Annotated in this window: 18 protein-coding genes; 11 read left to right on the top strand and 7 right to left on the bottom strand. The window is 71.8% G+C overall.

Translation table 11 applies throughout. The features are described from left to right. Window positions 1–2: 2 nt before the first annotated feature. Window positions 3–830, top strand: a complete 828-nt coding sequence (locus PSEJ31_RS0103200; protein WP_028914628.1) for a DUF3014 domain-containing protein — start codon at window positions 3–5, stop codon at window positions 828–830. Window positions 831–889: 59 nt separating this feature from the next. Next, on the top strand, window positions 890–1,477 hold the full coding sequence (locus PSEJ31_RS0103205; RefSeq protein ID WP_051403626.1) for a DUF4166 domain-containing protein: 588 nt from the start codon (window positions 890–892) through the stop codon (window positions 1,475–1,477). Between the two features lie 10 nt (window positions 1,478–1,487). Here PSEJ31_RS0103205 and PSEJ31_RS0103210 read toward each other — a convergent pair whose 3' ends face one another. After that, window positions 1,488–1,769 (bottom strand): GIY-YIG nuclease family protein, encoded by a 282-nt coding sequence (locus PSEJ31_RS0103210; protein ID WP_028914630.1) that lies wholly within the window; start codon window positions 1,767–1,769, stop codon window positions 1,488–1,490. Window positions 1,770–1,888: 119 nt separating this feature from the next. Between PSEJ31_RS0103210 and clpB the strand changes: the two genes are divergently transcribed. After that, window positions 1,889–4,474, top strand: coding sequence for an ATP-dependent chaperone ClpB (clpB, locus tag PSEJ31_RS0103215; RefSeq protein ID WP_028914631.1), 2,586 nt, complete (start codon window positions 1,889–1,891; stop codon window positions 4,472–4,474). A gap of 164 nt (window positions 4,475–4,638) precedes the next feature. After that, a complete protein-coding gene (locus tag PSEJ31_RS0103220) occupies window positions 4,639–5,925 on the top strand; it encodes an O-acetylhomoserine aminocarboxypropyltransferase/cysteine synthase family protein (RefSeq protein WP_019397103.1) in 1,287 nt (428 codons plus the stop codon). Window positions 5,926–6,012: 87 nt separating this feature from the next. On the opposite strand, the gene ybaL is transcribed toward PSEJ31_RS0103220, so the two are convergent. Together ybaL and PSEJ31_RS0103230 are read right to left on the bottom strand one after the other, a co-directional pair. Continuing rightward, on the bottom strand, window positions 6,013–7,719 hold the full coding sequence (gene ybaL, locus PSEJ31_RS0103225; RefSeq protein ID WP_028914632.1) for a YbaL family putative K(+) efflux transporter: 1,707 nt from the start codon (window positions 7,717–7,719) through the stop codon (window positions 6,013–6,015). 386 nt (window positions 7,720–8,105) lie between these two features. Next, on the bottom strand, window positions 8,106–10,505 hold the full coding sequence (locus PSEJ31_RS0103230; protein WP_028914633.1) for a TonB-dependent receptor: 2,400 nt from the start codon (window positions 10,503–10,505) through the stop codon (window positions 8,106–8,108). A 161-nt stretch (window positions 10,506–10,666) separates the two neighbouring features. Between PSEJ31_RS0103230 and PSEJ31_RS0103235 the strand changes: the two genes are divergently transcribed. Continuing rightward, a complete protein-coding gene (locus PSEJ31_RS0103235; RefSeq protein ID WP_019397106.1) occupies window positions 10,667–12,553 on the top strand; it encodes an ABC-F family ATP-binding cassette domain-containing protein in 1,887 nt (628 codons plus the stop codon). Window positions 12,554–12,590: 37 nt separating this feature from the next. On the opposite strand, the gene PSEJ31_RS0103240 is transcribed toward PSEJ31_RS0103235, so the two are convergent. Then, window positions 12,591–13,466, bottom strand: coding sequence for a LysR substrate-binding domain-containing protein (locus PSEJ31_RS0103240; RefSeq protein WP_028914634.1), 876 nt, complete (start codon window positions 13,464–13,466; stop codon window positions 12,591–12,593). 236 nt (window positions 13,467–13,702) lie between these two features. On the opposite strand from PSEJ31_RS0103240, the gene bla reads away from it, so the two are divergent. The 3 genes from bla (at window position 13,703) to PSEJ31_RS0103255 (ending at window position 15,676) form a co-directional block, all read left to right on the top strand. Further along, window positions 13,703–14,629: a class A beta-lactamase gene (bla, locus tag PSEJ31_RS0103245; RefSeq protein ID WP_028914635.1), complete on the top strand. Its 927-nt coding sequence runs from the start codon at window positions 13,703–13,705 to the stop codon at window positions 14,627–14,629. Between the two features lie 300 nt (window positions 14,630–14,929). Then, entirely contained in the window at window positions 14,930–15,214 is a 285-nt protein-coding gene (locus PSEJ31_RS0103250; RefSeq protein ID WP_019397109.1) for a zinc ribbon domain-containing protein, read from the top strand. A gap of 189 nt (window positions 15,215–15,403) precedes the next feature. After that, window positions 15,404–15,676, top strand: a complete 273-nt coding sequence (locus PSEJ31_RS0103255) for a hypothetical protein (RefSeq protein ID WP_019397110.1) — start codon at window positions 15,404–15,406, stop codon at window positions 15,674–15,676. Window positions 15,677–15,775: 99 nt separating this feature from the next. Here the strand turns inward: PSEJ31_RS0103255 and PSEJ31_RS0103260 are convergent, their stop codons facing one another. Both PSEJ31_RS0103260 and PSEJ31_RS0103265 read right to left on the bottom strand, forming a co-directional pair. Beyond that, the gene (locus PSEJ31_RS0103260; RefSeq protein WP_028914636.1) at window positions 15,776–16,690 is read right to left on the bottom strand and encodes a DUF3011 domain-containing protein; all 915 of its coding nucleotides are present in this window, start codon (window positions 16,688–16,690) and stop codon (window positions 15,776–15,778) included. Window positions 16,691–16,767: 77 nt separating this feature from the next. Then, window positions 16,768–18,882 (bottom strand): phosphoglycerol transferase I, encoded by a 2,115-nt coding sequence (locus PSEJ31_RS0103265; protein WP_028914637.1) that lies wholly within the window; start codon window positions 18,880–18,882, stop codon window positions 16,768–16,770. A 250-nt stretch (window positions 18,883–19,132) separates the two neighbouring features. On the opposite strand from PSEJ31_RS0103265, the gene aspS reads away from it, so the two are divergent. The 3 genes from aspS (at window position 19,133) to PSEJ31_RS0103280 (ending at window position 21,786) form a co-directional block, all read left to right on the top strand. After that, the gene (gene aspS / locus PSEJ31_RS0103270) at window positions 19,133–20,890 is read left to right on the top strand and encodes an aspartate--tRNA ligase (protein WP_028914638.1); all 1,758 of its coding nucleotides are present in this window, start codon (window positions 19,133–19,135) and stop codon (window positions 20,888–20,890) included. A gap of 99 nt (window positions 20,891–20,989) precedes the next feature. Next, window positions 20,990–21,274, top strand: coding sequence for a hypothetical protein (locus PSEJ31_RS0103275; protein WP_028914639.1), 285 nt, complete (start codon window positions 20,990–20,992; stop codon window positions 21,272–21,274). Continuing rightward, the gene (locus tag PSEJ31_RS0103280) at window positions 21,271–21,786 is read left to right on the top strand and encodes a GNAT family N-acetyltransferase (protein ID WP_028914640.1); all 516 of its coding nucleotides are present in this window, start codon (window positions 21,271–21,273) and stop codon (window positions 21,784–21,786) included. Before PSEJ31_RS0103275 ends, PSEJ31_RS0103280 begins: the two co-directional genes overlap by 4 nt. A 118-nt stretch (window positions 21,787–21,904) precedes the next feature. Here PSEJ31_RS0103280 and PSEJ31_RS0103285 read toward each other — a convergent pair. Further along, a partial coding sequence (locus PSEJ31_RS0103285; protein WP_028914641.1) for an alpha/beta hydrolase occupies window positions 21,905–22,600 on the bottom strand: 696 nt, incomplete at its 5' end.

Genomic DNA, 22,600 nt, shown 5'->3' on the forward strand with positions numbered 1-22,600 from the left:
ACATGCAGCAAGCACGCACGCGGCCGGCCCGTTGGCCCTGGCTGCTGGTGGCCATCGCGGTGGCCGCGGCCGCCTGGTGGCTGTTGCGGCCCGCGCCGCCGGCGCAACCGCAGGCACCGGCGGCGGCCTCCGCACCGGCGACCGGCGACGAACTGCCGCCGCCGCCCATGGCCGGCGAGGACGGGCCGCCTGGCATCCAGCATCCGGTGGAGCCGCCCGCCGAGGCCGCCGACGCGGCCATCCCCGCCCTGGCCGACAGCGATGCGGTGGTGCTGCAGGAACTGGAGGCACTGGCCGGCGACGCCCCGCTCCTGTCGATCCTGGTGCGCGAGCACGTGGTGCAGCGCCTGGTGGTGATGGTCGACAACCTCACCCAGCCGCATGTGCCGGCCACGGCGCTGGCCTTGCGCCAGGTGCCCGGCGGCTACGCGGTGGTGGAAGGCGAGGGCGGCACGGTGGCCGATGGCGAGGCCAATGCCGCGCGCTATGCGCCTTACGTGGCCGCCTTCGCCGCGGCCGACGCGCAGCGCATGGCCGCGCTGTACCGCCGCTTCTATCCGCTGTTCCAGCAGGCCTATGCCGAGATCGCCGGCCCGGACGCGTACTTCAACGACCGCCTGGTGCAGGTGATCGACCACCTGCTGCAGGCGCCGGTGCCGCCGGCCGGCGCGGAGCTGGTGCGCGATGAACGCGGGCGCTGGCGCTACGCCGACCCGGCGCTGGAATCGGCCTCGGTCGGGCACAAGGCGCTGATGCGGCTTTCCGCCGCGCAACAGGCCGAGGTCAAGGCCCAGCTGCGCGCGCTGCGCCGGGCACTGGCGCGGCCCTGAGGGCCACGGGCGGGCGGCGCGGGAGTATCCTGCCCGCCCGCCCGTGCCGTTTCGCCCCGATGTCCGGCGCCGCCCCACGCCCGTTCTCCCTGTCCACAGCCGCCGAGCCCACCGTGTTCCAGCAGCTGCTGGGCGCGCCGTTCTTCAACCTCCCGCCGAGCCTGCGCCGCCTGCATTCGATCCGCGGCCAGGATGCGTTCGCCGGCGAAGTGGACATCGAGCGCGGCCGCGGCCTGCTGGCGCGCCTGTGCGGCCGCCTGGCGGGCATGCCTCCGGCGATGCAGGCGGCGCCGCTGCGGGTGGAGTTCAGCGCCGATCCGCGGTCCGAGACCTGGCGCCGCCAGTTCGGCAGCCACCGCCTGGCCACCCGCCTGCGCTGCCGCAAGGGCCTGCTGGCCGAGCGCCTGGGCCCGCTGCAGTTCCGTTTCGCGGTGCACGCGGCCGAGGGCACGATCTACTGGAACGTGGCCCGCGTGCGCCTGCTGGGGGTGCTGCCGCTGCCGGCGCGGCTGTTCCAGCGCGTGCGCTGCCGCGAATGGGAGCAGGACGGGCGCTACCACTTCCACGTGGAGGCCGCCCTGCCGCTGGCCGGGCCGGTGATCGCCTACCACGGCTGGCTGGAACCGGCTGCGGACGAAGCCGGCTGAGGCGGCGCGCTCAGGCGGGCAGGTCGGCCGGGCCGGTCTGCAGCAGGAAGGCCAGCTTGCGTTCACGCGGCAGGCGCTTGATCTGCCACTCGGCGCGCGAGGCACTGGCGCGGTCCGGGAACGGGCGGCTACCAAGCAGGCGCAGCGGCGGGTTGGCCCGGGTATAGCGCGCGCCCTTGCCGGCCAGATGGGCCTGGTAGCGCGCCTCCACGTCCGGGCTGATGCCGGCGTACCAGGCGCCGTTGCGGCATTCGATCAGGTACAGGAACCAGGGGCGGGCCGGGGCGGGCATGGCCGGATTATCCCGAACGGAGGCCGGCCCTGCGTATCGCCGGGGCTTGAAACCGGCCAGGCCAGCCGCATCTGGTGGACATCGCCGGCCTCGCCGGCCCCCTCTTCGAGGAATATCCGATGCGGATGGACAAGCTCACCTCGCGTTTCCAGCAGGCGCTGGCGGACGCGCAGTCGCTGGCCGTGGGCCGCGACCACAACCTGCTCGAGCCGGTGCACGTGATGGTTGCCCTGCTGGACCAGGCCGGCGGCAGCACCCGGCCGCTGCTGGCCCAGGCCGGGGTCAACGTGCCGCTGCTGCGCGAGCGCCTGGGCGAGGCCCTGGAGAAGCTGCCGAAGGTCGCCGGCCAGGCCGGCAGCCTGTCGGTCGGCAACGACCTGGGCCGGCTGCTCAACCTGACCGACAAGCTGGCCCAGCAGAAGGGCGACCAGTTCATCGCCAGCGAGTGGTTCGTGCTGGCCGCGCTGGAGGACACCGGCGCCGTCGGCCAGGCGCTCAAGGCCGCCGGCGCCGACAAGGCGCGCCTGCAGGCGGCGATCGACAAGGTGCGTGGCGGCGAGACCGTGCAGTCGGAGAACGCCGAGGACCAGCGCCAGGCGCTGGAGAAGTACACCATCGACCTCACCGCGCGCGCCGAGTCCGGCAAGCTGGACCCGGTGATCGGCCGCGACGAGGAAATCCGCCGCACCATCCAGGTCCTGCAGCGCCGCACCAAGAACAACCCGGTGCTGATCGGCGAGCCGGGCGTGGGCAAGACCGCGATCGTGGAAGGCCTGGCCCAGCGCATCGTCAAGGGCGAGGTGCCCGAGCAGCTCAAGGGCAAGCGCGTGCTGAGCCTGGACATGGGCGCGCTGATCGCCGGCGCCAAGTTCCGCGGCGAGTTCGAGGAACGGCTGAAGGCCGTGCTAAACGACCTGGCCAAGAACGAAGGCCAGATCATCCTGTTCATCGACGAGCTGCACACCATGGTCGGCGCCGGCAAGGCCGAGGGCGCCATGGACGCCGGCAACATGCTCAAGCCGGCGCTGGCCCGCGGCGAGCTGCACTGCATCGGCGCCACCACCCTGGACGAGTACCGCCAGTACGTGGAGAAGGACGCCGCGCTGGAGCGCCGCTTCCAGAAGGTGTTCGTGGGCGAGCCGAGCGTGGAGGACACCATCGCCATCCTGCGCGGCCTCAAGGAGCGCTACGCGGTCCACCATGGGGTGGAGATCACCGACCCGGCGATCGTGGCGGCGGCGACCCTGTCCAACCGCTACATCGCCGACCGCCAGCTGCCGGACAAGGCCATCGACCTGATGGACGAGGCCGCCAGCCGCATCCGCATGGAGATCGACTCCAAGCCCGAGGAGCTGGACCGCCTCGAGCGCCGCCTGATCCAGCTGAAGATCCAGCGCGAGATGCTGAAGAAGGAGACCGACGAGGCCTCGAAGCAGCGCCTGGCCGACCTGGAGAGCGACATCGGAAAGCTCGAGCGCGAGTTCGCCGATCTCGACGAGGTGTGGAAGTCGGAGAAGGCTGCCCTGCAGGGCGCCACGAAGATCAAGGAGCAGATCGAGCAGGCCCGGCTGGAGCTGGAGGCCGCCCAGCGCCGCCAGGACTACGCGAAGATGAGCGAGATCCAGTACGGCGTGCTGCCGGCGCTGGAGAAGCAGCTGGCCGCGGCCGACGAGGCCGAGAAGAAGGAGTTCCGCCTGGTCCAGGACAAGGTGACCGCCGAGGAGATCGCCGAGGTGGTCAGCCGCTGGACCGGCATCCCGGTCAGCAAGATGCTGGAGGGCGAGCGCGACAAGCTGCTGCGCATGGAGGAGGAGCTGCACAAGCGCGTGGTCGGCCAGGACGAGGCGATCCGCGCGGTGTCCGACGCGGTGCGTCGCTCGCGTGCCGGCCTGTCCGATCCGAACCGCCCGATCGGCTCGTTCCTGTTCCTGGGCCCGACCGGCGTGGGCAAGACCGAGCTGTGCAAGGGCCTGGCCGAGTTCCTGTTCGACAGCCCCGAGGCCATGGTCCGCATCGACATGAGCGAGTTCATGGAGAAGCACTCGGTGGCCCGCCTGATCGGCGCGCCCCCGGGTTACGTCGGCTACGAGGAGGGCGGCTACCTGACCGAGGCCGTGCGCCGCCGGCCGTACTCGCTGATCCTGCTGGACGAGGTGGAGAAGGCGCATCCGGACGTGTTCAACATCCTGCTGCAGGTGCTGGACGACGGCCGCCTGACTGACGGCCAGGGCCGCACGGTGGACTTCCGCAACACGGTCATCGTGATGACCTCCAACCTCGGCTCGCACCAGATCCAGGAACTGTCCGGCGACGGTTCGCCGGAGGCCTACGTGCAGATGAAGGCGGCGGTGATGGGCGTGGTGCAGGCGCACTTCCGCCCGGAGTTCATCAACCGGCTGGACGAGATCGTGGTGTTCCACCCGCTGGACAAGGCGCAGATCAAGTCCATCGCCCGGATCCAGCTGCACGGCCTGGAGAAACGACTGCACGAGCGCGGCCTGAAGCTGGAGCTGTCGGACGCGGCCCTGGAAGTGCTGGGCAACGTCGGCTTCGACCCGGTTTACGGCGCCCGTCCGCTCAAGCGCGCGATCCAGGCCCAGGTGGAGAACCCGCTGGCGCAGAAGATCCTGTCCGGCGAGTTCGGCAACGGCGACACCGTCAAGGTGGATGCCGACGGGGGCCACCTGGTCTTCGCGCGGGCGTGAACTGGTGATGGGTGATCGGGGCGGGCGGCGCCTGGGGGCGCCGCCCGCCTTTGCGGAATGAGGACATTCCGCGCGGCGATGGTTGGCACTGAAACCGTGCGATCCGTCGCGCCTTTGCTCGGCTATCTTCGGCGCTCCTGTCCACCGCAACCGCGAGCGCATCGATGAGTGCACCGAACTGGAAGCCCGAGACCCTGGCCGTCCATGCCGGCTACAGCCCGGACCCGACCACCCGCGCGGTGGCGGTGCCGATCTACCAGACGGTGGCCTACGCCTTCGACAACACCCAGCACGGCGCCGACCTGTTCGACCTCAAGGTCCCGGGCAACATCTACACCCGGATCATGAACCCGACCCAGGACGTGCTCGAGCAGCGCCTGGCCGCGCTCGAGGGCGGCATCGGCGCGCTGGCCCTGGCCTCGGGGCAGGCCGCGATCACCTATGCGATCCAGACCATCGCCGAGGCCGGCGACAACATCGTCTCCTCCAGCGCGCTGTACGGCGGCACCTACAACCTGTTCGCCCACACCCTGCCGCAGTTCGGGATCGAGGCGCGGCTGGCCGACTACCGCGACCCGGACGCGTTCGCCAGGCTGATCGACGGGCGCACCAAGGCGGTGTTCGTCGAGTCGATCGGCAACCCGCGCGGCAACGTCACCGACATCGAGGCGGTGGCGAAGGTCGCGCACGAGCACGGGGTGCCGCTGATCGTGGACAACACCGTGGCCACGCCCTACCTGCTGCGGCCGTTCGACCATGGTGCCGACATCGTGGTCCACTCGCTGACCAAGTACCTGGGCGGCCATGGCAACAGCGTCGGCGGCGCGATCGTCGATTCCGGGCGCTTCCCCTGGGCCGAGCACAAGCAGCGCTTCCCGCGCCTGAACGAGCCGGACGTCAGCTACCACGGCGTGGTCTACACCGAGGCGCTGGGGCCGGCGGCCTACATCGGGCGCGCGCGGGTGGTGCCGCTGCGCAACATGGGCGCGGCGATCTCGCCGTTCAACGCGTTCCTGATCCTGCAGGGCATCGAGACCCTGGCCCTGCGCATGGACCGGATTAACCAGAACACCCTGGCCGTGGCCCGCTACCTGAAGCAGCACCCCAAGGTGGCCTGGGTGAACTACGCCGGGCTGGAAGACCACCCGGAGCATGCCTTGGTGCAGAGGTACCTGCCGAAGGGCGCCTCCGGCCTGCTGACCTTCGGCCTGCCCGGCGGGCGCGAGGCCGGTGCGCGCTTCCTCGATGCGCTGCAGCTGTTCACCCGCCTGGTGAACATCGGCGACGCCAAGTCGCTGGCCACCCATCCGGCCTCGACCACCCACCGCCAGCTGTCGCCGGAGGAGCTGGAGAAGGCCGGGGTCAGCGAGGACACCGTGCGCCTGTGCGTGGGCATCGAGCACATCGACGACCTGGTCGCCGACCTGGAGCAGGCGCTGGCGGCGGCCTGAGGCAGGCGGCCGTCGCCGGCGGATGCCGCGACGGCCGCCCGTCGCCGAGGCGGGGTGCCGGCCGGGCGGATCCGGCCGGCAGGGCGGTCAGACCGGCGGCACCGCCACGTCGCCGCGGTTGGCGTAGCGGTAGGCCGGGGTCGACATGACCATCTCCGCCAGCGAGTAGGCCAGCTCGCGCTCGGCCATGACCGCGCCGTCGGCGCCGTGGGCCAGCAGGTGCTTGACCTCGGCGTCGCTGTGCGCGCGCGCCAGCACCGGCAGGGCGGGGTTGAGCGCGCGCAGCTTGGCGATCGCTTCGCCGGCTTCCAGCGGCTGCGGGATGGCGAGGATGGCGATGCTGGCCGATTCCGGATGCGCCTCGGCCAGGACCTTGTCCGAGGCGGCATGGCCGCGGATGCCGGGAATGCCGGCGGCGTGGGCGCGGTCCACGTGCAGGCTGTTGTCGTCGATGATCACCACCGGCACGCCGCGGTCGCGCAGCACGTTGGCCAGTTCGCTGCCGACCCGGCCGTAGCCGATCACGATGGCGTGGTTGCCGGCCTGCAGCGGCGGCCCCGGCTGCACCTCCGGCTCCGGCTGCACCTGGACCTCCTCGCGGTGGCGCGCCTCCCAGCGGTCCAGCAGCATGAAGATCATCGGGTTGAGCATGATCGAGATCAGCGCGCCGGCCAGCACCAGGGCCTGGCCGGTGGGCGGCAGGATCTGCAGGCTCACGCCCAGGCCGGCGATGATGAAGGCGAACTCGCCGATCTGCGCCAGCGAGGCGGAGATGGTCAGCGCGGTGGCCTTGGGGTGGCCGAAGGCACGCACGATCAGGAACGCCGCCGCCGACTTGCCGAACATGATGATCGCCGCGGTGCCCAGCACCTGCCAGGGGTGCTCGAGCAGGATCTTCGGGTCGAACAGCATGCCGACGGAAACGAAGAACAGCACCGCGAACGCGTCGCGCAGCGGCAGCGAGTCGTTGGCCGCCTTGTGGCTGAGCTCGGACTCGTTGAGCATCATGCCGGCGAAGAACGCGCCCAGGGCGAAGGAGACGCCGAACAGGGCCGCGGCGCCGAACGCCACGCCCAGGGCGATGGCCAGCACCGACAGGGTGAACAGTTCGCGCGAACCGGTGCCGGCGATCCGCTCCAGCACCCAGGGGATGACCCGGCGCCCGACCAGCAGCATCACCGCCACGAACAGGCCCAGCTGGACGAAGGTCCAGCCGATCGAGGACAGCACGCTGCCGAAGCTGTGGCGTTCGCCGCCGGCCTCCGGCCCGAACAGCCCGGCGATCACCGGCATCATGACCAGGGCCAGGACGCAGGCCAGGTCCTCCACGATCAGCCAGCCGACAGCAATCTTGCCGCGCATGGTCTCCAGCAGGCGGCGTTCCTCCATCGCCCGCAGCAGCACCACGGTCGAGGCGGTGGCCAGGGAGAAGCCGAAGATCATGCCGTGCAGGTGCGACCAGCCCATCAGCCAGGCCACGCCCCAGCCGAGCAGGGTGGCCACCGCGATCTGCGCCACCGCGCCGGGGATGGCGATCCATTTCACTTCCAGCAGGTCCTGCAGCGAGAAGTGCAGGCCGACGCCGAACATCAGCAGCATCACGCCGATCTCGGCCAGCTGGTTGGCGATTTCCTGGTCGGCGACGAACCCGGGGGTGAACGGCCCCACGAAGATGCCGGCCACCAGGTAGCCGACGAGCGGGGACAGGCGCAACCGGTTGGCGATGGCGCCGAGCACGAAAGCCAGGGCCAGGCCAACCGCGACGATGTCGATCAGGCTGGTGTCGTGGTGCATCAGGGGTGGTCGTGTGCGGGGACTCCGCGCGGGTTCCGAGTTTCGCTGATGCCGGTGGCCGCCGTAAATAAATCGTTGGCACGAATCGTGCCGGGCGCCTCATGTCGCACCCGGCCCTGGCGGTGCGGGGCCACCCCGCCAGGGGCGGCCCGGGTGGTCCGGGCCGCGATCCGGTGGTCCCGGCCGAAGCGACGCCCAGTGCTGGCCGGCCCTGCAGCCCTGTCCTCCGGCCCGCAGGCTGCGGAAGCGGACCTGCCCGGTGCCGGTCGGCGGCGTGCCGGTTGCCATCTCCGCCGGGGCGGCGCTGCCGTCGCCGTCCCGGCCGCGCCGGAAAAGAAAGGCCCCGGCGTACGCCGGGGCCTGCCGGGAGCGCAACCGCGCCCGCCTTACCAGGCGTAGCCGATCCGGCCGTAGACGTAGCGGCCGTTGAAGCCGAACGGCGAGTACAGGCTGTACGGGATCATGCCGGAGGTGGAGTTCACGAAGATGGTCTTCTCCGGGTACTCGTCCAGCACGTTGTCCGCGCCCAGGGTGAAGGTCCAGTTCGCGCTGGGGCGGAAGCTCACCGCGGTATCCAGGGTCCACTTCGCCGCATAGGTCTGGTCCTGGTCCGGGTTGGTGGCGTGGCGGCTGGTGAACTCGCCATAGCGCACCGCGTTGGCGCTGAAGTCCCACTGCGCCAGCTTCCAGATCGCGCCCAGGGCGAACTTGTCGCGCGGCGCGCCTTCCTCGATGCGCCCGCGCTCGTCGCGGCCGATGCGCTCCAGGTTGGCGCCCAGCGAAGCCAGCGCCGCCGGGTTGGGGGCGATCCGGGTGACCTCGGTCTTGTTGTGGTTGTAGCTGGCGGTCAGGTCCAGGTTTGATGCGGCCAGCGGCACCGACCAGGTGCCGACCACGTCCACGCCGCGGGTGCGGGTGTCGACGGCGTTGTTGAAGTAGCGCGCCGCGGTCACCCCGGGGAAGCCGAGCCCGGCCAGCAGGTCCTGCGCCGCCTGGTTGCCGGTGAGGTTGAGGTTGGACGACAGCACGATGCGGTCGTCGACCTCGATCTGGTAGGCATCGATGGTCAGGTACACCCGCTCGGCCGGCTGCAGCACCAGGCCCAGGCTGTAGGACAGCGAGGTCTCGGCCTTCAGCGGCTCGGCGCCCAGGGCCTGGGCGACGGCGCCGGTGGCCGGGAAGGTGCCGGTTTCGGTGACCACGCTGTTGTTGATGTTGGTGGTGACCGCCTGGTAGTTCTGCTGCGCCAGGGCCGGGGCGCGGAAGCCGCTGGCCACGGTGGCGCGCAGGGCGACCGCGTCGCTGAAGGCGTAGCGCGCCGAGAGCTTGCCCGAGGTCTCGCTGCCGAAGTCCGAGTAGTCCTCGTAGCGGGCGGTGATGCCGGCCGACAGCCGCTCGCTCAGGTCCGCCTCCAGCCCGGCGTAGACCGCATGGCTGTCGCGCTGGTAGCTGCCGGCGTTGCGCGGGGTGAAGCCGCCGAAGCCCTGGGCGCCGGAGCCGAAGTAGGAATCCGGCTCGCCCGGTCCCTGGCGCCATTCCTCGTCGCGGTACTCGGCGCCGAAGGAAACGGTGGCCGGGTAGGCCAGGCCGATGTCCAGGGTCTTGGCGAAGTCGGCGTTGAACACGTCCTGGGCGTAGTGCAGGTTGCCGGCGTAGAAGCTGCGCGGGCTGTCCACGCCCAGCGCGTAGTTGATGGTGTTGCGGGTGTGGAAGTCGAGGTCGTTGCTGCCGAAGCTGTAGCTCAGGTCCCAGGTCCAGCCGCTGGCGGTGCTGCCCTTGTAGCCCAGCACCGCGCTGCGGTCCTTGGAATCCTGGTCGATCTGCGGCACGTAGCCGTCCGGGTAGACCTGGGCCAGCAGCGCGCCCTGGTTGCTGTGGTTGCGCGAGCGGTAGAACGCGAACGAGGTGATGTCGCGGTTGCTGGCGATCGCGGTGAGGTAGACCTGGGAGCGCTCGCCGACGTTGAACGCGGCGTTGGCCGAGACCGCGAACTGGTCCACGTCGGCCTCGCCGAAGCGGAAGGCGCGCTCGCCCACGCCGGGGAAGTTGCCGGTGTGCGGCGCGGTGCCCTGGTAGGGGCCGGAGCGGTTGGTCGGGTCCTGCTGCCCGACCTGGGCGGCCAGGTGCACGGTGCCGCCTTCGCGGCCCAGGCTCAGCCCGGCGTCGCCGGCCAGCTGCCACTGGGTGCCGTCGCCCTCGGAATACTCGCCGCCGCTGGCGACCAGGCTGCCGCCTTCGCCGGCGCCCTTGAGCACGATGTTGACCACGCCGGCGATCGCGTCCGAGCCGTACTGCGCCGAGGCGCCGTCGCGCAGCACCTCGACCCGCTCGATCGCCGCCACCGGGATGGCGTTGAGGTCCACCGCCGAGGAGCCGCGGCCGATGGTGCCGTTGACGTTGACCAGGGCCGAGACGTGGCGGCGCTTGCCGTTGACCAGCACCAGCACCTGGTCCGGCGACAGCCCGCGCAGCTGCGCCGGGCGCACGCCGCTGGTGCCGTCGGCCATGGCCGGGCGCGGGAAGTTCAGCGAGGGCAGGGCGCGGGCCAGGGCGGTGGCCAGCTCGGTGGTGCCGGTGGCCGACAGCGCCTCCGGGGTGATGATGTCGATCGGCGACTGCGATTCGGCCACCGTGCGGTCGGCGATGCGGGTGCCGGTGACGATCAGGGTGTCGAGCATGGTGGGGGCGCGGTTGCCGGTGTCGCCGGCGTCCTGGGCATGCGCCGCCGGAGCGGCCAGCAGGGCGGTGGTCACGGCGGCGGCGAGAAGATGCGGCTTGAGGGCCATGGGGGGGTACTCCTTGCTGCGTGGAACGGATGCACTGCACTGTTGGCGGTCCAGGACTGGATGCTGGCCCGCTGGGATGTCAAGTATTCGTTAACGTAGAATGGACGTCGCAGGATGCCTGGCCATCTGCACATTCCCTTTCGTTCTAAGTCCTCCGTCCGATGATTTCCCTGCGCAACTTCGCGCTGCGCCGCGGCGAGCGCCTGCTGCTGTCGAACGTCGACCTGGCCCTGCACGCGGGCTACCGGGTGGGCGTGGTCGGACGCAACGGCACCGGCAAGTCCAGCCTGTTCGCCGCCATCCGCGGCGAGCTGGAGCCCGACAAGGGCGACGTCGACCTGCCCGGCAGGCTGCGCATCGCCTCGGTGGCGCAGGAGACGCCGGCGTTGCCGGAGCCGGCGCTGGATTTCGTGCTTTCCGGCGACGAGGTCATCGCCAAGGTACTGCGCGAGGAGGCCGAGGCCAACGCCCGCGAGGACTGGGAGGCCGTGGCCGCGGCGCACCAGAAGCTGGCCGAGCTCAACGGCTACGACGCCGAGGCCCGCGCCGGGCGCCTGCTGCACGGCCTGGGTTTCCCGGCCGAGACCCACCGCCGCCCGGTGGCCTCGTTCTCCGGCGGCTGGCGCGTGCGCCTGAACCTGGCGCGCGCGCTGATGATGCCCTCGGACCTGCTGCTACTGGACGAGCCGACCAACCACCTGGACCTGGACGCGGTCTACTGGCTGGAGCAGTGGCTACTGAAGTACCCCGGTACCTTGCTGTTGATCTCCCACGACCGCGAGTTCCTGGACAACGTCGCCACCCACACCCTGCACCTGCACGGCGGCAACGCGAAGCTGTACGTGGGCGGCTACACCGACTTCGAGCGCCAGCGTGCCGAGCAGCTGCGCCAGCAGCAGATCGCATTCGAGAAGGAGCAGGCCGAGCGCGCCCACCTGCAGAGCTTCATCGACCGCTTCAAGGCCAAGGCCTCCAAGGCGCGCCAGGCGCAGAGCCGGATGAAGCGCCTGGCCAAGCTGGCCGGCACCGAGGCGGTGCGGGTGGAGCGCGAGTTCACGATCGAATTCGCCTCGCCCAGCCGCCTGCCGCATTCGCTGATCCGGCTGCAGGACGCGCAGTGCGGCTATCCGCCCGAGCCGGGCAGTGGCGGCCAGCCCGCGGTGATCCTCAGGGACGTCGGCTTCGGCCTGGAGGCCGGCGACCGCATTGGCCTGCTTGGCCCCAACGGCGCCGGCAAGACCACCCTGGTGCGCACCCTGGTCGGCGAACTGCCGCCGCTGGCCGGCGAGCGCAACGCGCACCCGGACCTGCGGATCGGCTACTTCGCCCAGCACACGGTGGAGTCGCTGCGCGAGGGGCAGTCGCCGATCGACCACTTCCGCGAACTCTCGCCGGACGCGCCGACCCAGGCCTTCCGCGACTTCCTCGGCAAGTGGAACTTCCCCGGCGACCGCGCCTTCGAGCCGGTGGACGGCTTCTCCGGCGGCGAGCGCGCGCGCCTGGCCCTGGCCCTGATCGCCTGGCAGCAGCCCAACGTGCTGCTGCTGGACGAGCCGACCAACCACCTGGACCTGGAAATGCGCGAGGCGCTGGCCGAGGCGCTGGCCGACTTCGACGGTGCGATCGTGATGGTCAGCCACGACCGCCACCTGATCGGCCTGGTCTGCGACAGTTTCTGGCGCGTGGCCGACGGCGTGGTCGAGCCGTTCGCCGGCGACCTGGACGACTATGCGGCGTGGCTGCGCACCCGCCCGGTGGCGCAGGGCACCCGCGCGCGCCTGGAGCAGGAAGCGGCGCCGGCACCCGCGCCGGCGGCGGCCGCGCCTCCGCCGGCGCCGGCGAAGAAGCCGGCCAACCCGGTCAAGCTGGCCGCCGCCGAGAAGAAGGTCGCCGAGCTCGAGGCCCAGCTGGCCGAGGTGGACGCGCAGCTGGCCGATCCGGCCAACATGTCCGACCCGGCGCGCCTGGCCGCCCTGGCCCGCGACCGCGAGGCCCTGGCCGCGCGCCTGGAGCAGGCCGAGCAGGCCTGGCTGGAAATGCTGGATTGAAGGCCTGGGCGCGGTCGTGCGCCCGCCCTCCGGCCGCTTACTCCGCGGCCCGGCCCTGTTCCTCCAGCCACAGCCGGAACCGCCGCGCCGGCTCGCGCTCGGCGCGCGAGCGCAGCCGGGTCAGCCAGTAGCGGCCCAGGTCCACGGTCTGCGCGAACGGCTGCAGCAGCCGGCCCTCGCCCCGCTCGCGCGCGAACAGGCGCAGCGGCAGCAGGGCCACGCCGGTGCCGGCGGCGGCCGCGGCGGCCAGCGCCAGCGAGGAATCGAACACCGGCCCCCGCGCCTCCACGCCGGCAACGCCGGCGGCGCCCAGCCAGCGCGGCCATTCGTCGGCGCGGTAGGAGCGCAGCAGCGGCACGCCGGCCAGGTCGCCGGGCCCGCGCAGGCGCTCGGCCAGCTGCGGCGCGCACAGCGGCGCGAACGGGGTATCCAGCACCGGAGTGCAGGCCTGGCCCTGCCAGTCGCCGTCGCCGAAGCGGATCGCCAGGTCCAGGCCCTCGCTGGCCAGGTCGATGCGGTTGTTGTGGGTCTGCACCCGCAGTTCGATGTCCGGGTGCGCGGCCTCGAACGCCGGCAGCCGCGGCAGCAGCCAGCCGGCGGCGAAGGTCGCCACCGCGCCCACGGTCAGCACCTGCCTGCCCTGCGCGCCGAGGAAGCGCTGCATGCCCTCGGCGATGCGGTCGAACGCGTCCTGCAGCACCGGGTACAGCGCCGCGCCCTCCTCGGTCAGCGCCACCCCGCGCGGCAGGCGGTGGAACAGGGCCACGCCCAGGCGCTGCTCGAGGGTACGGATCTGGTGGCTCAGCGCGGCCTGGCTCACGCACAGCTCCAGCGCGGCGCGGGTCAGGTTCTGGTGGCGGGCGGCGGCCTCGAAGGCACGCAGCGCGTTGAGCGGGAGCGGCGGGCGTGGCATCGCGGACGGAAGTGAAGTGGACGGCCGAGGCTACCGCAGCTGGACCGGCGCGGTGTCCCGGGCCGGTAGCCGCCCCGGCATCCGTGCAGGTCTGCAAGGCGGGCGCCGACCACGGCAGTGCCGGGAACCTGCACGGCGCCACAAGGACAGCTAATGGCTGTTCCCGAAAACTTGCGATGGTGGCCCGTCGCCGGCCCTGCCCATACTCGGCTCCCACCCCCGAGGAGGATCGATCCATGCCCGACCGCCGCAGTTTCCTGCAGTCCGCCGGCCTGGCCGCCGCGTCCATGCTGGCCATGCCGGCACTGGCCCGCGCCGCCGTCCCCGCGAGCGCGGCCGCCGGCGACAGGACGCGGGCACGCATTGCCGCCGCACCGGACTTCGCCGCGCTGGAGGCGGCCAGCCAGGGCCGGCTGGGCGTGGCGGTGCTCGAGGCCGGCAATGGCCGCTACCTGGCCGGGCACCGCGCGGACGAGCGTTTCCCGATGTGCAGCACGTTCAAGGCGTTGCTGGCCGCGGCGGTGCTGGCACGGGCCGATCGCGGCGCGCTGGACCTGGACGAACGCCTGCCGGTGCGCGCGGCCGACCTGGTCCCGCATGCCCCGGTCACCCGCCGCCACGTGGGCAAGGACCTGGGCGTGCGCGACCTGTGCCGGGCCATCGTGACCATCAGCGACAACACCGCGGCCAACCTGCTGTTCGCGCGGATCGGCGGGCCTGCGGCGCTGACCGCGTTCCTGCGCGGCCTGGGCGACACGGTCACCCGCAGCGACCGCCTGGAGCCGGAAATGAATGGCTTCGTCCCCGGCGACCCGCGCGATACCACCAGCCCGCGCGCGATGGCCACCAGCCTGCGCCGCTGCGTGGCCGGCGCGGTGCTGGCCCCGGCCTCGCGCCTGCAGCTGGCCGACTGGCTGATCGACAACACCACCGGCGACGACTGCCTGCGGGCCGGGATCGGCCCGGAGTGGCGGGTTGGCGACAGGACCGGCAGCAACGGCACCGACATCCGCAACGACGTGGCCGTGCTGTGGCCGCTGGCCGGCGGCAGCCCCTGGGTGGTGGCCGCCTATCTGGAGGGCTCCCGGGTCGACAGCGCCGCCCGCGACGCGGTGCTGGCGCGGGCGGGGCAGCTGGCGGTGGCGTCGATCGCGGCGGCCTGAGCGTACGGACGGGGCGGAGCAGCGGTGCCGCGGATCCGGCGCCGGACGGTCACGGGCGTGCGCCACGCTTGCCCGGGCTACGCCTGCTGACCGGGACGGCCAGGGGCGCGGGCCGGGGCCAGGCGGCCGGGGCGCGCGTGGCCGGCATCGGCCGCGGGTTTGCCGGCGTTGGGGTCCAGGGGAGCGCCGACCCGGGCTGCGCCCCGGCTGGGGGCGGACCGCTGCCCGGGGCAGGCGGCCCTTGAAAACGTGAATAGGCATCCCCATAGCGGACCTGGTTTTTCCCATCGCGTGTGTGCCATGCCCATCTACGCCTTCCAGTGCGCTGCCTGCGGTCATGCCTTCGACCGCCTGCAGAAGCTGTCCGATGCCGATCCGGAGGTCTGCCCCTCCTGCAACGCGCCGGGCCAGGTCCGCCGCCAGGTGACCGCGCCGTCGTTCCGCCTTGCCGGCGGCGGCTGGTACGAGACCGACTTCAAGAAGGACGGCGACAAGAAGCGCAACCTCGCCGACAAGGGCGACGGCGGCTCCGGCTCCTCGGGCTCGTCCGCCAGCAGCTCCTCCAACGCTACCGCGACCAGCTGAGCGCGGCGTCCCGGGGCGCCGCGCCGCCGGCCCCCGGAGGATCGGTTCCCGGGCCTGGTACGCGCCAGGCCCGTCCTTGCATCCCGCAGTCCCCACCCGGTCCGGTCGGCCATGCGTCGATGGTCTGGCTCGCGCCACGGCGGCGCGGCGGTCATGATCGGCGCCAGGACCACGAAGGGGAGGGGAAGCATGCAGATCACGCCGTCGCCGGTCACCGCCGCCGTGGCCGGGATCGTCTCGGCCCTGGTGATGGCCGTACTGTGGCCGCGCCTGGGCGACGACAGCCTTTACTGGGTACTGGCCTTCGTGCTGGTGATCGCCCTGCCGCTGCACGTGTTCGTGGTCGGCTTCGGCCGTGCCCGGCCCGCCAACAGCGCCGATCCCGCCCTGATCCGCCGGGTCGCCGTCTGGCTGGTCGCCGCGGTGGTGACCCTGGGGATCGGGCAGCTGTTTGGCACGTGAGCGGTGATTCCGGACGGGTGATTGGTGACAAGTTTCCAATCACCAATCACCAATCACGAATCACGAATCACGAATCACGAATCGCCAATCCCGCTCCAGTCAGCGCACCCCAAACCTCGCCCGGCACCCGCCATCCACCCAGACCGAATTGCCGGTCCAGCCCCAGGTGCGGCCTTCCTCGCAGCGGGTGCTGGACAGCTGCTGCACCAGCACCGGGCGTCCGCGGCGGCGATCCCAGTCGCAGGTGCGGCGGCGCTTGTTCTCGCTGCTGCAGGTCATGCTGTAATCGCTGGTGCCGGGCGGACCCGGGCGATGGCCCGGCGCCGGGCCGCGGGCGACGGAGAATTCGGCGCGGCAGCCGTCGTCCACCCACAGGCTGTTGCCGCGCTGGCCCCAGGTGCGGCCTTCCACGCAGGCGGTCTTCGACAGCTGCCGCACCAGCACCGCGCGGCCGTTGATGGCGCAGGTCCGGCGCTTGTTGTCCTGGCTCTCGCAGCGCACCAGTTCGCCGGTGCCGCCGCCGTTCCAGCCGCCGCGGCCTTCGGCGAAGCGTCCACGACAGCCATCGTCGACCCACATGGTGCCGCCGCCGCCGCCGAAATTGCGGCCTTCGATGCAGCGCGTGCCGGAGATGTTCTCCACCAGCACCGGGCGGCCGTTGAACGGGGTGCGGCATTCGCGCCGGCGACGCTCGTTGCTGGAGCAGACCACGGTGGCGCCGGCCCAGCTGGAGCCGTTCCAGCGGCGGTTGCCCTGGCCGCGCAGGGAGCCGGAGATGTCCGCGCGCACCTGGCCCATGCCCCAGCCGCGCTCGACCTGCTCCAGGTAGAAGGCCAGCTGGTCGTCCGGGATGGCGCGCCCGCGCGACTGCGCGGCGTACTCGCGCTCGATCAGCTCGACCCGCTGCGCCGGCGGCAGCGTACGCAGGTCCTCGACCGGACCGCGCGCTGCGGCGGGCAGGCTGGAGGCCAGGCCCAGGCATAGCGCCAGGGCGAAGGCGGGGACTCGGCTCATTGCAACTCCTTGCATGCAGCATCCGGGAAGTGGCGGGAATTTGCCGGGCAGGTGCTTAACGCCGCCCGACCTGCGCTTCAGCCGCGGCCGCGGCCGCTGCGGGCCGGCACCACCGCCACGCGTTCCACCTCCATCTCCTCGGTGTAGTCCAGCCAGGCGCGGATCACCAGCTGGTCCACCCTCGAGTCCAGCCACAGCGGCAGGCGGATCTGCTGCCCGGGGCGGCCGGGGTCGACCTGCACCCACTCGCGCGCGCGGACCACGGTGCCGTCGTCGGACACCGCCTCCAGCCAGAACGAATGCGAGGGCAGGTTGCGCGCCTGCATCCGCAACTGGTACTGGCCGGGCTGCATCGGCCGCTCCTGGCGCGCCACGGTCAGCGCGCGGCGTGGCCGCGGGCGGGCGTCGGCGGCTTCCTGCAGCGGTGCGTCGACCTGGATGCCCTGTTGCAGCTCGGCTTCCGAATAGAGGGTCAGGGCGTTGTTGCGGTCCACCACCAGCGCGCACCACTCGCCCTTGCCGGGCTCGTCGAGGAAGGCGGTGCAGCGGTCGACGTAGGCCAGGATGTTGTCCGGATCGCGCTGGGCGAACTGCCGCGGCGCATCCTCCAGCACGATCGAGGCGATGTTCCAGCCCTGGTCGTACTCCAGCATCACCGGCGGGCGGATGCGCTGTACCCCGGCCACCACGCGGTCGTCCTCCACCCGCAGGGTGCGGGTCTCGCTGCCGGTCCACAGCTGGCGGGCGAAGCCCAGGTACAGGGGGTAGCGCTCCGGGTCGCGGCGCGCGGCCACGCTGGCGCCCGGTAGCGCCGGATCGCCCAGCAGCGAGCGGCCGAAGCCCAGCGCGCCCAGCTCCGGGTCCAGCAGCTGCAGCAGGGTGGCGCCGGTGTCCAGGGTGGTGCCGGCGGTGGCGACCTGGCGCGGTTCATGGCCGCTGCCGAGGAACAGCAGCAGGTTCTCGCGCTTCATTCCGGCCAGCACGTCGGACAGGTCGTTGGGCATGGCCAGGTGGTCGGAGGCGATCACCACCAGGGTGTCGTCCGCCCAGGGACTGCTGCGGATGCGCTCGACCAGGCGCCCGATCAGGCGGTCGCTGCAGGCGATCGCGCGCAGCAGGCCGATGTCGCCGTGCGGGCTGTCGTAGCGCACGTCGCTGCAGGAGCGCGGCAGGTGCCCGGCCGGGTGGTGGGTGTCCATGGTCAGGGCGGTGAGCATGAACGGCGTGCCGGCCCGGGACAGGCGCTGGAAGTCTTCGTACACGCTGTCCAGCAGCACGTCGTCGTGCACGCCCCAGCTGGAGAAGTGCTTCTTCGCCACCCCGCGCTGGCGGAACCAGGCCTGGTCCTTGACCGTGGCGAAGCCGTGGCTGGCCAGGAACCGGTCCTTGGCGGCGAAGGCCGAGTCGGCGCCGCCGCTGAAGTGCAGGGCGTAGCCCTGCTGGGCGAGGTAGTCGCTGAGGCAGTGCGCGCCAGGCAGGAACTGCTCCATCCGGCCCATGCTGTTCTCGTCGCCGCGCGCGGCGGTCAGCGGCACCCCGCACAGCGAGGCCACCATCCCGGCGATGGTCCAGCCGGTGCCGGGCGGTGAGGCCACGTCGCGGAAGTCCAGGGCCTCGCCCGCCAGCCGGCGGAGGTTGGGCACCAGGCCGGGGAACACGGTCTCGTCGAAATAGGTGCGCTCGAGGCTCTCGGCGTAGATCCAGACGATGTTGCGGCGCTGTCGCAGCGGGCGGTCCGGGACCACGTACTCGGCCGCGACCTGGGCCGCGTCCACCGGCCGGCTGTGCTGGTACAGGCGCCAGGCGTCGCGGGCCAGCGGGCTGGCCAGGGCCGCGACCAGGAAGGTGGCGGCGAAAACCGGGAACACCACCGGCGGGCGCGGCGGGACCGGGCGCCGGCGGGCATACCGCGCCAGCCAGGCCGGCAGCAGCAGTGACAGCAGCACCAGCACCGCGGCAATGGCCAGCGGGCCGCTGAAATCGGCTACCCCGGCGCCCTCGATGCCGCTGGAGAGGTGGTACAGGGTCGCCGCGTCCACGCCGTCGCCGCTGAGCTGGTCCACCAGCCACCACAGGCTCAGCGCGACCAGCAGGGCGGCCAGCAGCGCGGCCTTGGTCCGCGCCAGCCGTGGCGAGGCCACCACCAGCGCGGCCAGTGCCGCCAGTGCCGCGACCAGCAGCACCCCCGTCATGCGCCAGCGCCCGTTTGCCCGGCCGGAGCCGTCTTCGGCGTGTCATGCAGGGGTGTCATGCTCATCGGGGCACCTTGTGTCGTGACTCGACGCCGAACCTGCCCGCACATTCCTGAACAGAATGTTTCGGCGCCCGCACCACCCGGCCATGGGGCGGCCTTCCCGGCCGGCGTGCCGCGGGGTCGGGGCGAGAGGGTAAAATCGCCGCTTTCCGCCTCTTCCGGGCGGTTGCCCCACTCGCGGAGCCTGCATGCGTACCCATTACTGCGGCCTGGTCGACGAATCGCTGATCGGCCAGACCATCACCCTCGCCGGCTGGACCGACGTCGCCCGCAACCTCGGCGGCGTGTGCTTCATCGACCTGCGCGACCACGAAGGCATCGTCCAGGTCACGGTCGAGCCCGACAATGCCGAGGTCTTCGCCGTGGCCGCCTCGCTCGGCTACGAGGACGTGATCCAGGTCGAGGGCGTCGTGCGCGCCCGCCACGCGGTCAACGACAAGATCCGCACCGGCAAGGTCGAGGTGATCGCCACCCGCATCACCATCCTCAACAAGGCCGCGCCGCTGCCGTTCCACGCGCACGAGAACCCCTCCGAGGAAGTGCGCCTGCGCTACCGCTACCTGGACCTGCGCCGTCCGGAGATGCAGCGCATGCAGCGCACCCGCATCCGCCTGGTGCAGGCCCTGCGCCGCTACCTGGACGAACGCGGCTTCCAGGACATCGAGACCCCGATCCTGACCAAGGCCACCCCGGAGGGCGCGCGCGACTTCCTGGTGCCGGCGCGCATGCACCCGGGCGAGTTCTACGCCCTGCCGCAGAGCCCGCAGCTGTTCAAGCAGATCCTGATGATCGCGGGCTTCGACCGCTACTACCAGATCGCGCGCTGCTTCCGCGACGAGGCCCTGCGCGCCGACCGCCAGCTGGAGTTCACCCAGCTGGACATGGAGTTCGCCTTCGTGCGCGAGCGCGACGTGCAGGACTTCGTCGAGGGCATGATCCGCGCGGTGTTCAAGGAAGTGGCCGGGGTGGACCTGGCCGACCCGTTCCCGCGCATGACCTGGGCCGAGGCCATGCGCCGCTACGGCTCGGACAAGCCGGACCTGCGCATCGACCTGGAGCTGGTGGACGTGGCCGAACTGGTCCGCGACAGCCAGTTCGCGGTATTCACCGGCCCGGCCAATGACCCGGATGGCCGCGTGGCCGCGCTGCGCATCCCCGGCGGCGCGAAGCTGAGCCGCAAGCAGATCGACGAGTACGCCGCCCACGCCGCCAAGTTCGGCGCCAAGGGCCTGGCCTACATCAAGATCGACGAGGCCGGCGCGATCTCCTCGCCGATCCAGAAGTTCTTCAGCGAGGACGCATTCGCCGCGCTTACCAGGCATGTTGGCGCCGGCAACGGCGACATCGTGTTCTTCGGCGCCGGCGCCTACAACAAGGTCTCCGACTTCATGGGCGCGCTGCGCCTGAAGGCCGGCAAGGACTTCGGCCTGGTCGCCGAGGGCTGGCGCCCGCTGTGGGTCACCGACTTCCCGATGTTCGAGTGGGACGAGGAGGAGCAGCGCTACGTGGCCCTGCACCACCCGTTCACCGCCCCGGCCGTGGACGACATCGCCGAGCTGCGCGCGCACGCCAGGACCGCGGTCTCGCGCGGCTACGACATGGTGCTCAACGGCAACGAGATCGGCGGCGGCTCGATCCGCATCCACCGCCCGGAGATGCAGAGCGCGGTGTTCGAGCTGCTGGGCATCGGCGCCGAGGAGGCGCAGGCCAAGTTCGGCTTCCTGCTGGACGCGCTCAAGTACGGCGCCCCGCCGCACGGCGGCATCGCCTTCGGCATCGACCGCATCGCCGCGCTGATGGCCGGTACCGAGTCGATCCGCGACGTGATCCCGTTCCCCAAGACCACCACCGCGCAGTGCCTGATGACCGGCGCGCCGTCGCCGATCCCGGCCGAGCAGCTGGCCGAGGTGCACGTGAAGGTCCGGGAGGAGTCGCTGTCGAAGTGACCCGCGGCCGCGCGCCGTGTGGCGCGCGGCCATCCCCGTCCACCGGCGCGGCCGCGGGCCGCGCCGCCTACCGAAGTGCCCTCCCCGAGGAGTCTGGAGATGACCGAGTTCGCTTTTTCGCTTGAGTGGGAACGCCTGGGCAACGAGGGTTCCGACCCTGCCCTGGTGACCGAGCGCGCCCGCGTGTTCGGCGGCTGGCTGGTGCGCAGCGGCACCTCGCCGGCGGCCATGGCCCTGGCCTTCGTCCCCGACCCTGAGGGCCGCTGGGACGGCGAGGACTTCGGCGAGGACGACTACGAGTACGACGAGGACGAGGAAGAAGAGGACGAGGACGACCTCGACGACGAGGACCTCGACGAGGAAGAGGAAGACGAGGACGAGTGAGCCTGTCGATCCGGCGCGCGAAGGTGGCTGACGCGGCGACCCTGTCGTCGCTGTGCGCGCGCACCTTCACCGAGACCTTCGGCCATCTCTACCCGCCGGAGGACCTGGACGCCTTCCTGCGCGACGCCTACGCCGTGGAACGGCAGGCCACGATCCTGGCCCAGCCCGGCTATGCGGTATGGCTGCTGGAGGACGACGGGGTCGCGGTCGGCCATGCCGCCGCCGGGCCCTGCGGCCTGCCGCACCCGGAAGTTGCCCCCGGCGATGGCGAGCTGAAGCGGCTCTACGTGCTTGCCCCGTACCAGGACGCCGGCTGGGGCGGGCGCCTGTTCGCCGAGGCCGAGCGCTGGCTGCTGCGCGACGGCCCGCGCACCCTGTGGATCGGGGTGTGGTCGGAGAACCACGGCGCGCAGCGCTTCTATGCCCGCCGCGGCTTCGAACGCGTCGGCACCTACGAATTCCCGGTCGGCCGGGTGCGCGACCTCGAATTCATCCTGCGCCGCCCGGCGTGAAGGCGGGTGTTTCCCCGCGCCATGGGGAAGGGTGAGGGCCGGCGCGCAGCGGACGCTGGCATGCCGACCCTCCCGGCAGCCCCCTCCCGCGGGAGGGGGCAGGCGACTGCATCCGGCCTCACTCGCGCAGGAAGTCCAGCAGGTCCTGGTTGAGCTGGTCCTGGTGCGTATCGGTGATGCCGTGCGGGCCGCCGGGGTACAGCTTCACCCGGGCGTGCTTCACGTACTTCGGCACCGCCTTGGCGGAGATCTCCACCGGCACGACCTGGTCGTCCTCGCCATGGATCACCAGGGTCGGCACGTCGAACTTCTTGAGGTCATCGCGGAAGTCGGTGGCCGAGAACGCGGCGATCGAGTCGTAGGTGTTCTTGTGGCCGCCCTGCATGCCCTGCGCCCAGAACGACTGGATCAGGCCCTGGTTGGGCTTGGCACCCGGGCGGTTGAAGCCGAAGAACGGGCCGGAGGCGATATCCAGGTACTGCTGCGAGCGGTTGGCCCGGGCCGCGGCGCGGAAGCCGTCGAACACGTCCTGCGGGATGCCTTCCGGGTTGTCCGCGGTCTTCAGCATGAACGGGGTCACCGCGCCCACCAGCGCGACCTTCTTCACCCGCGAGGTGCCGTGGCGGCCGATGTAGCGCGCGACCTCGCCACCGCCGGTGGAGAAGCCGACCAGGGTGGCGTCGCGCAGGTCCAGGGCCTCGATCACCGCGGCCAGGTCGTCGGCGTAGTGGTCCATGTCGTTGCCGTCCCACGGCTGGCTGGAACGGCCGTGGCCGCGGCGGTCATGGGCGACGACGCGGAAGCCGTGGTCGGC

Origin of the sequence: Pseudoxanthomonas sp. J31, assembly GCF_000510725.1 — a bacterium.
Classification (GTDB): Bacteria; Pseudomonadota; Gammaproteobacteria; order Xanthomonadales; family Xanthomonadaceae; genus Pseudoxanthomonas.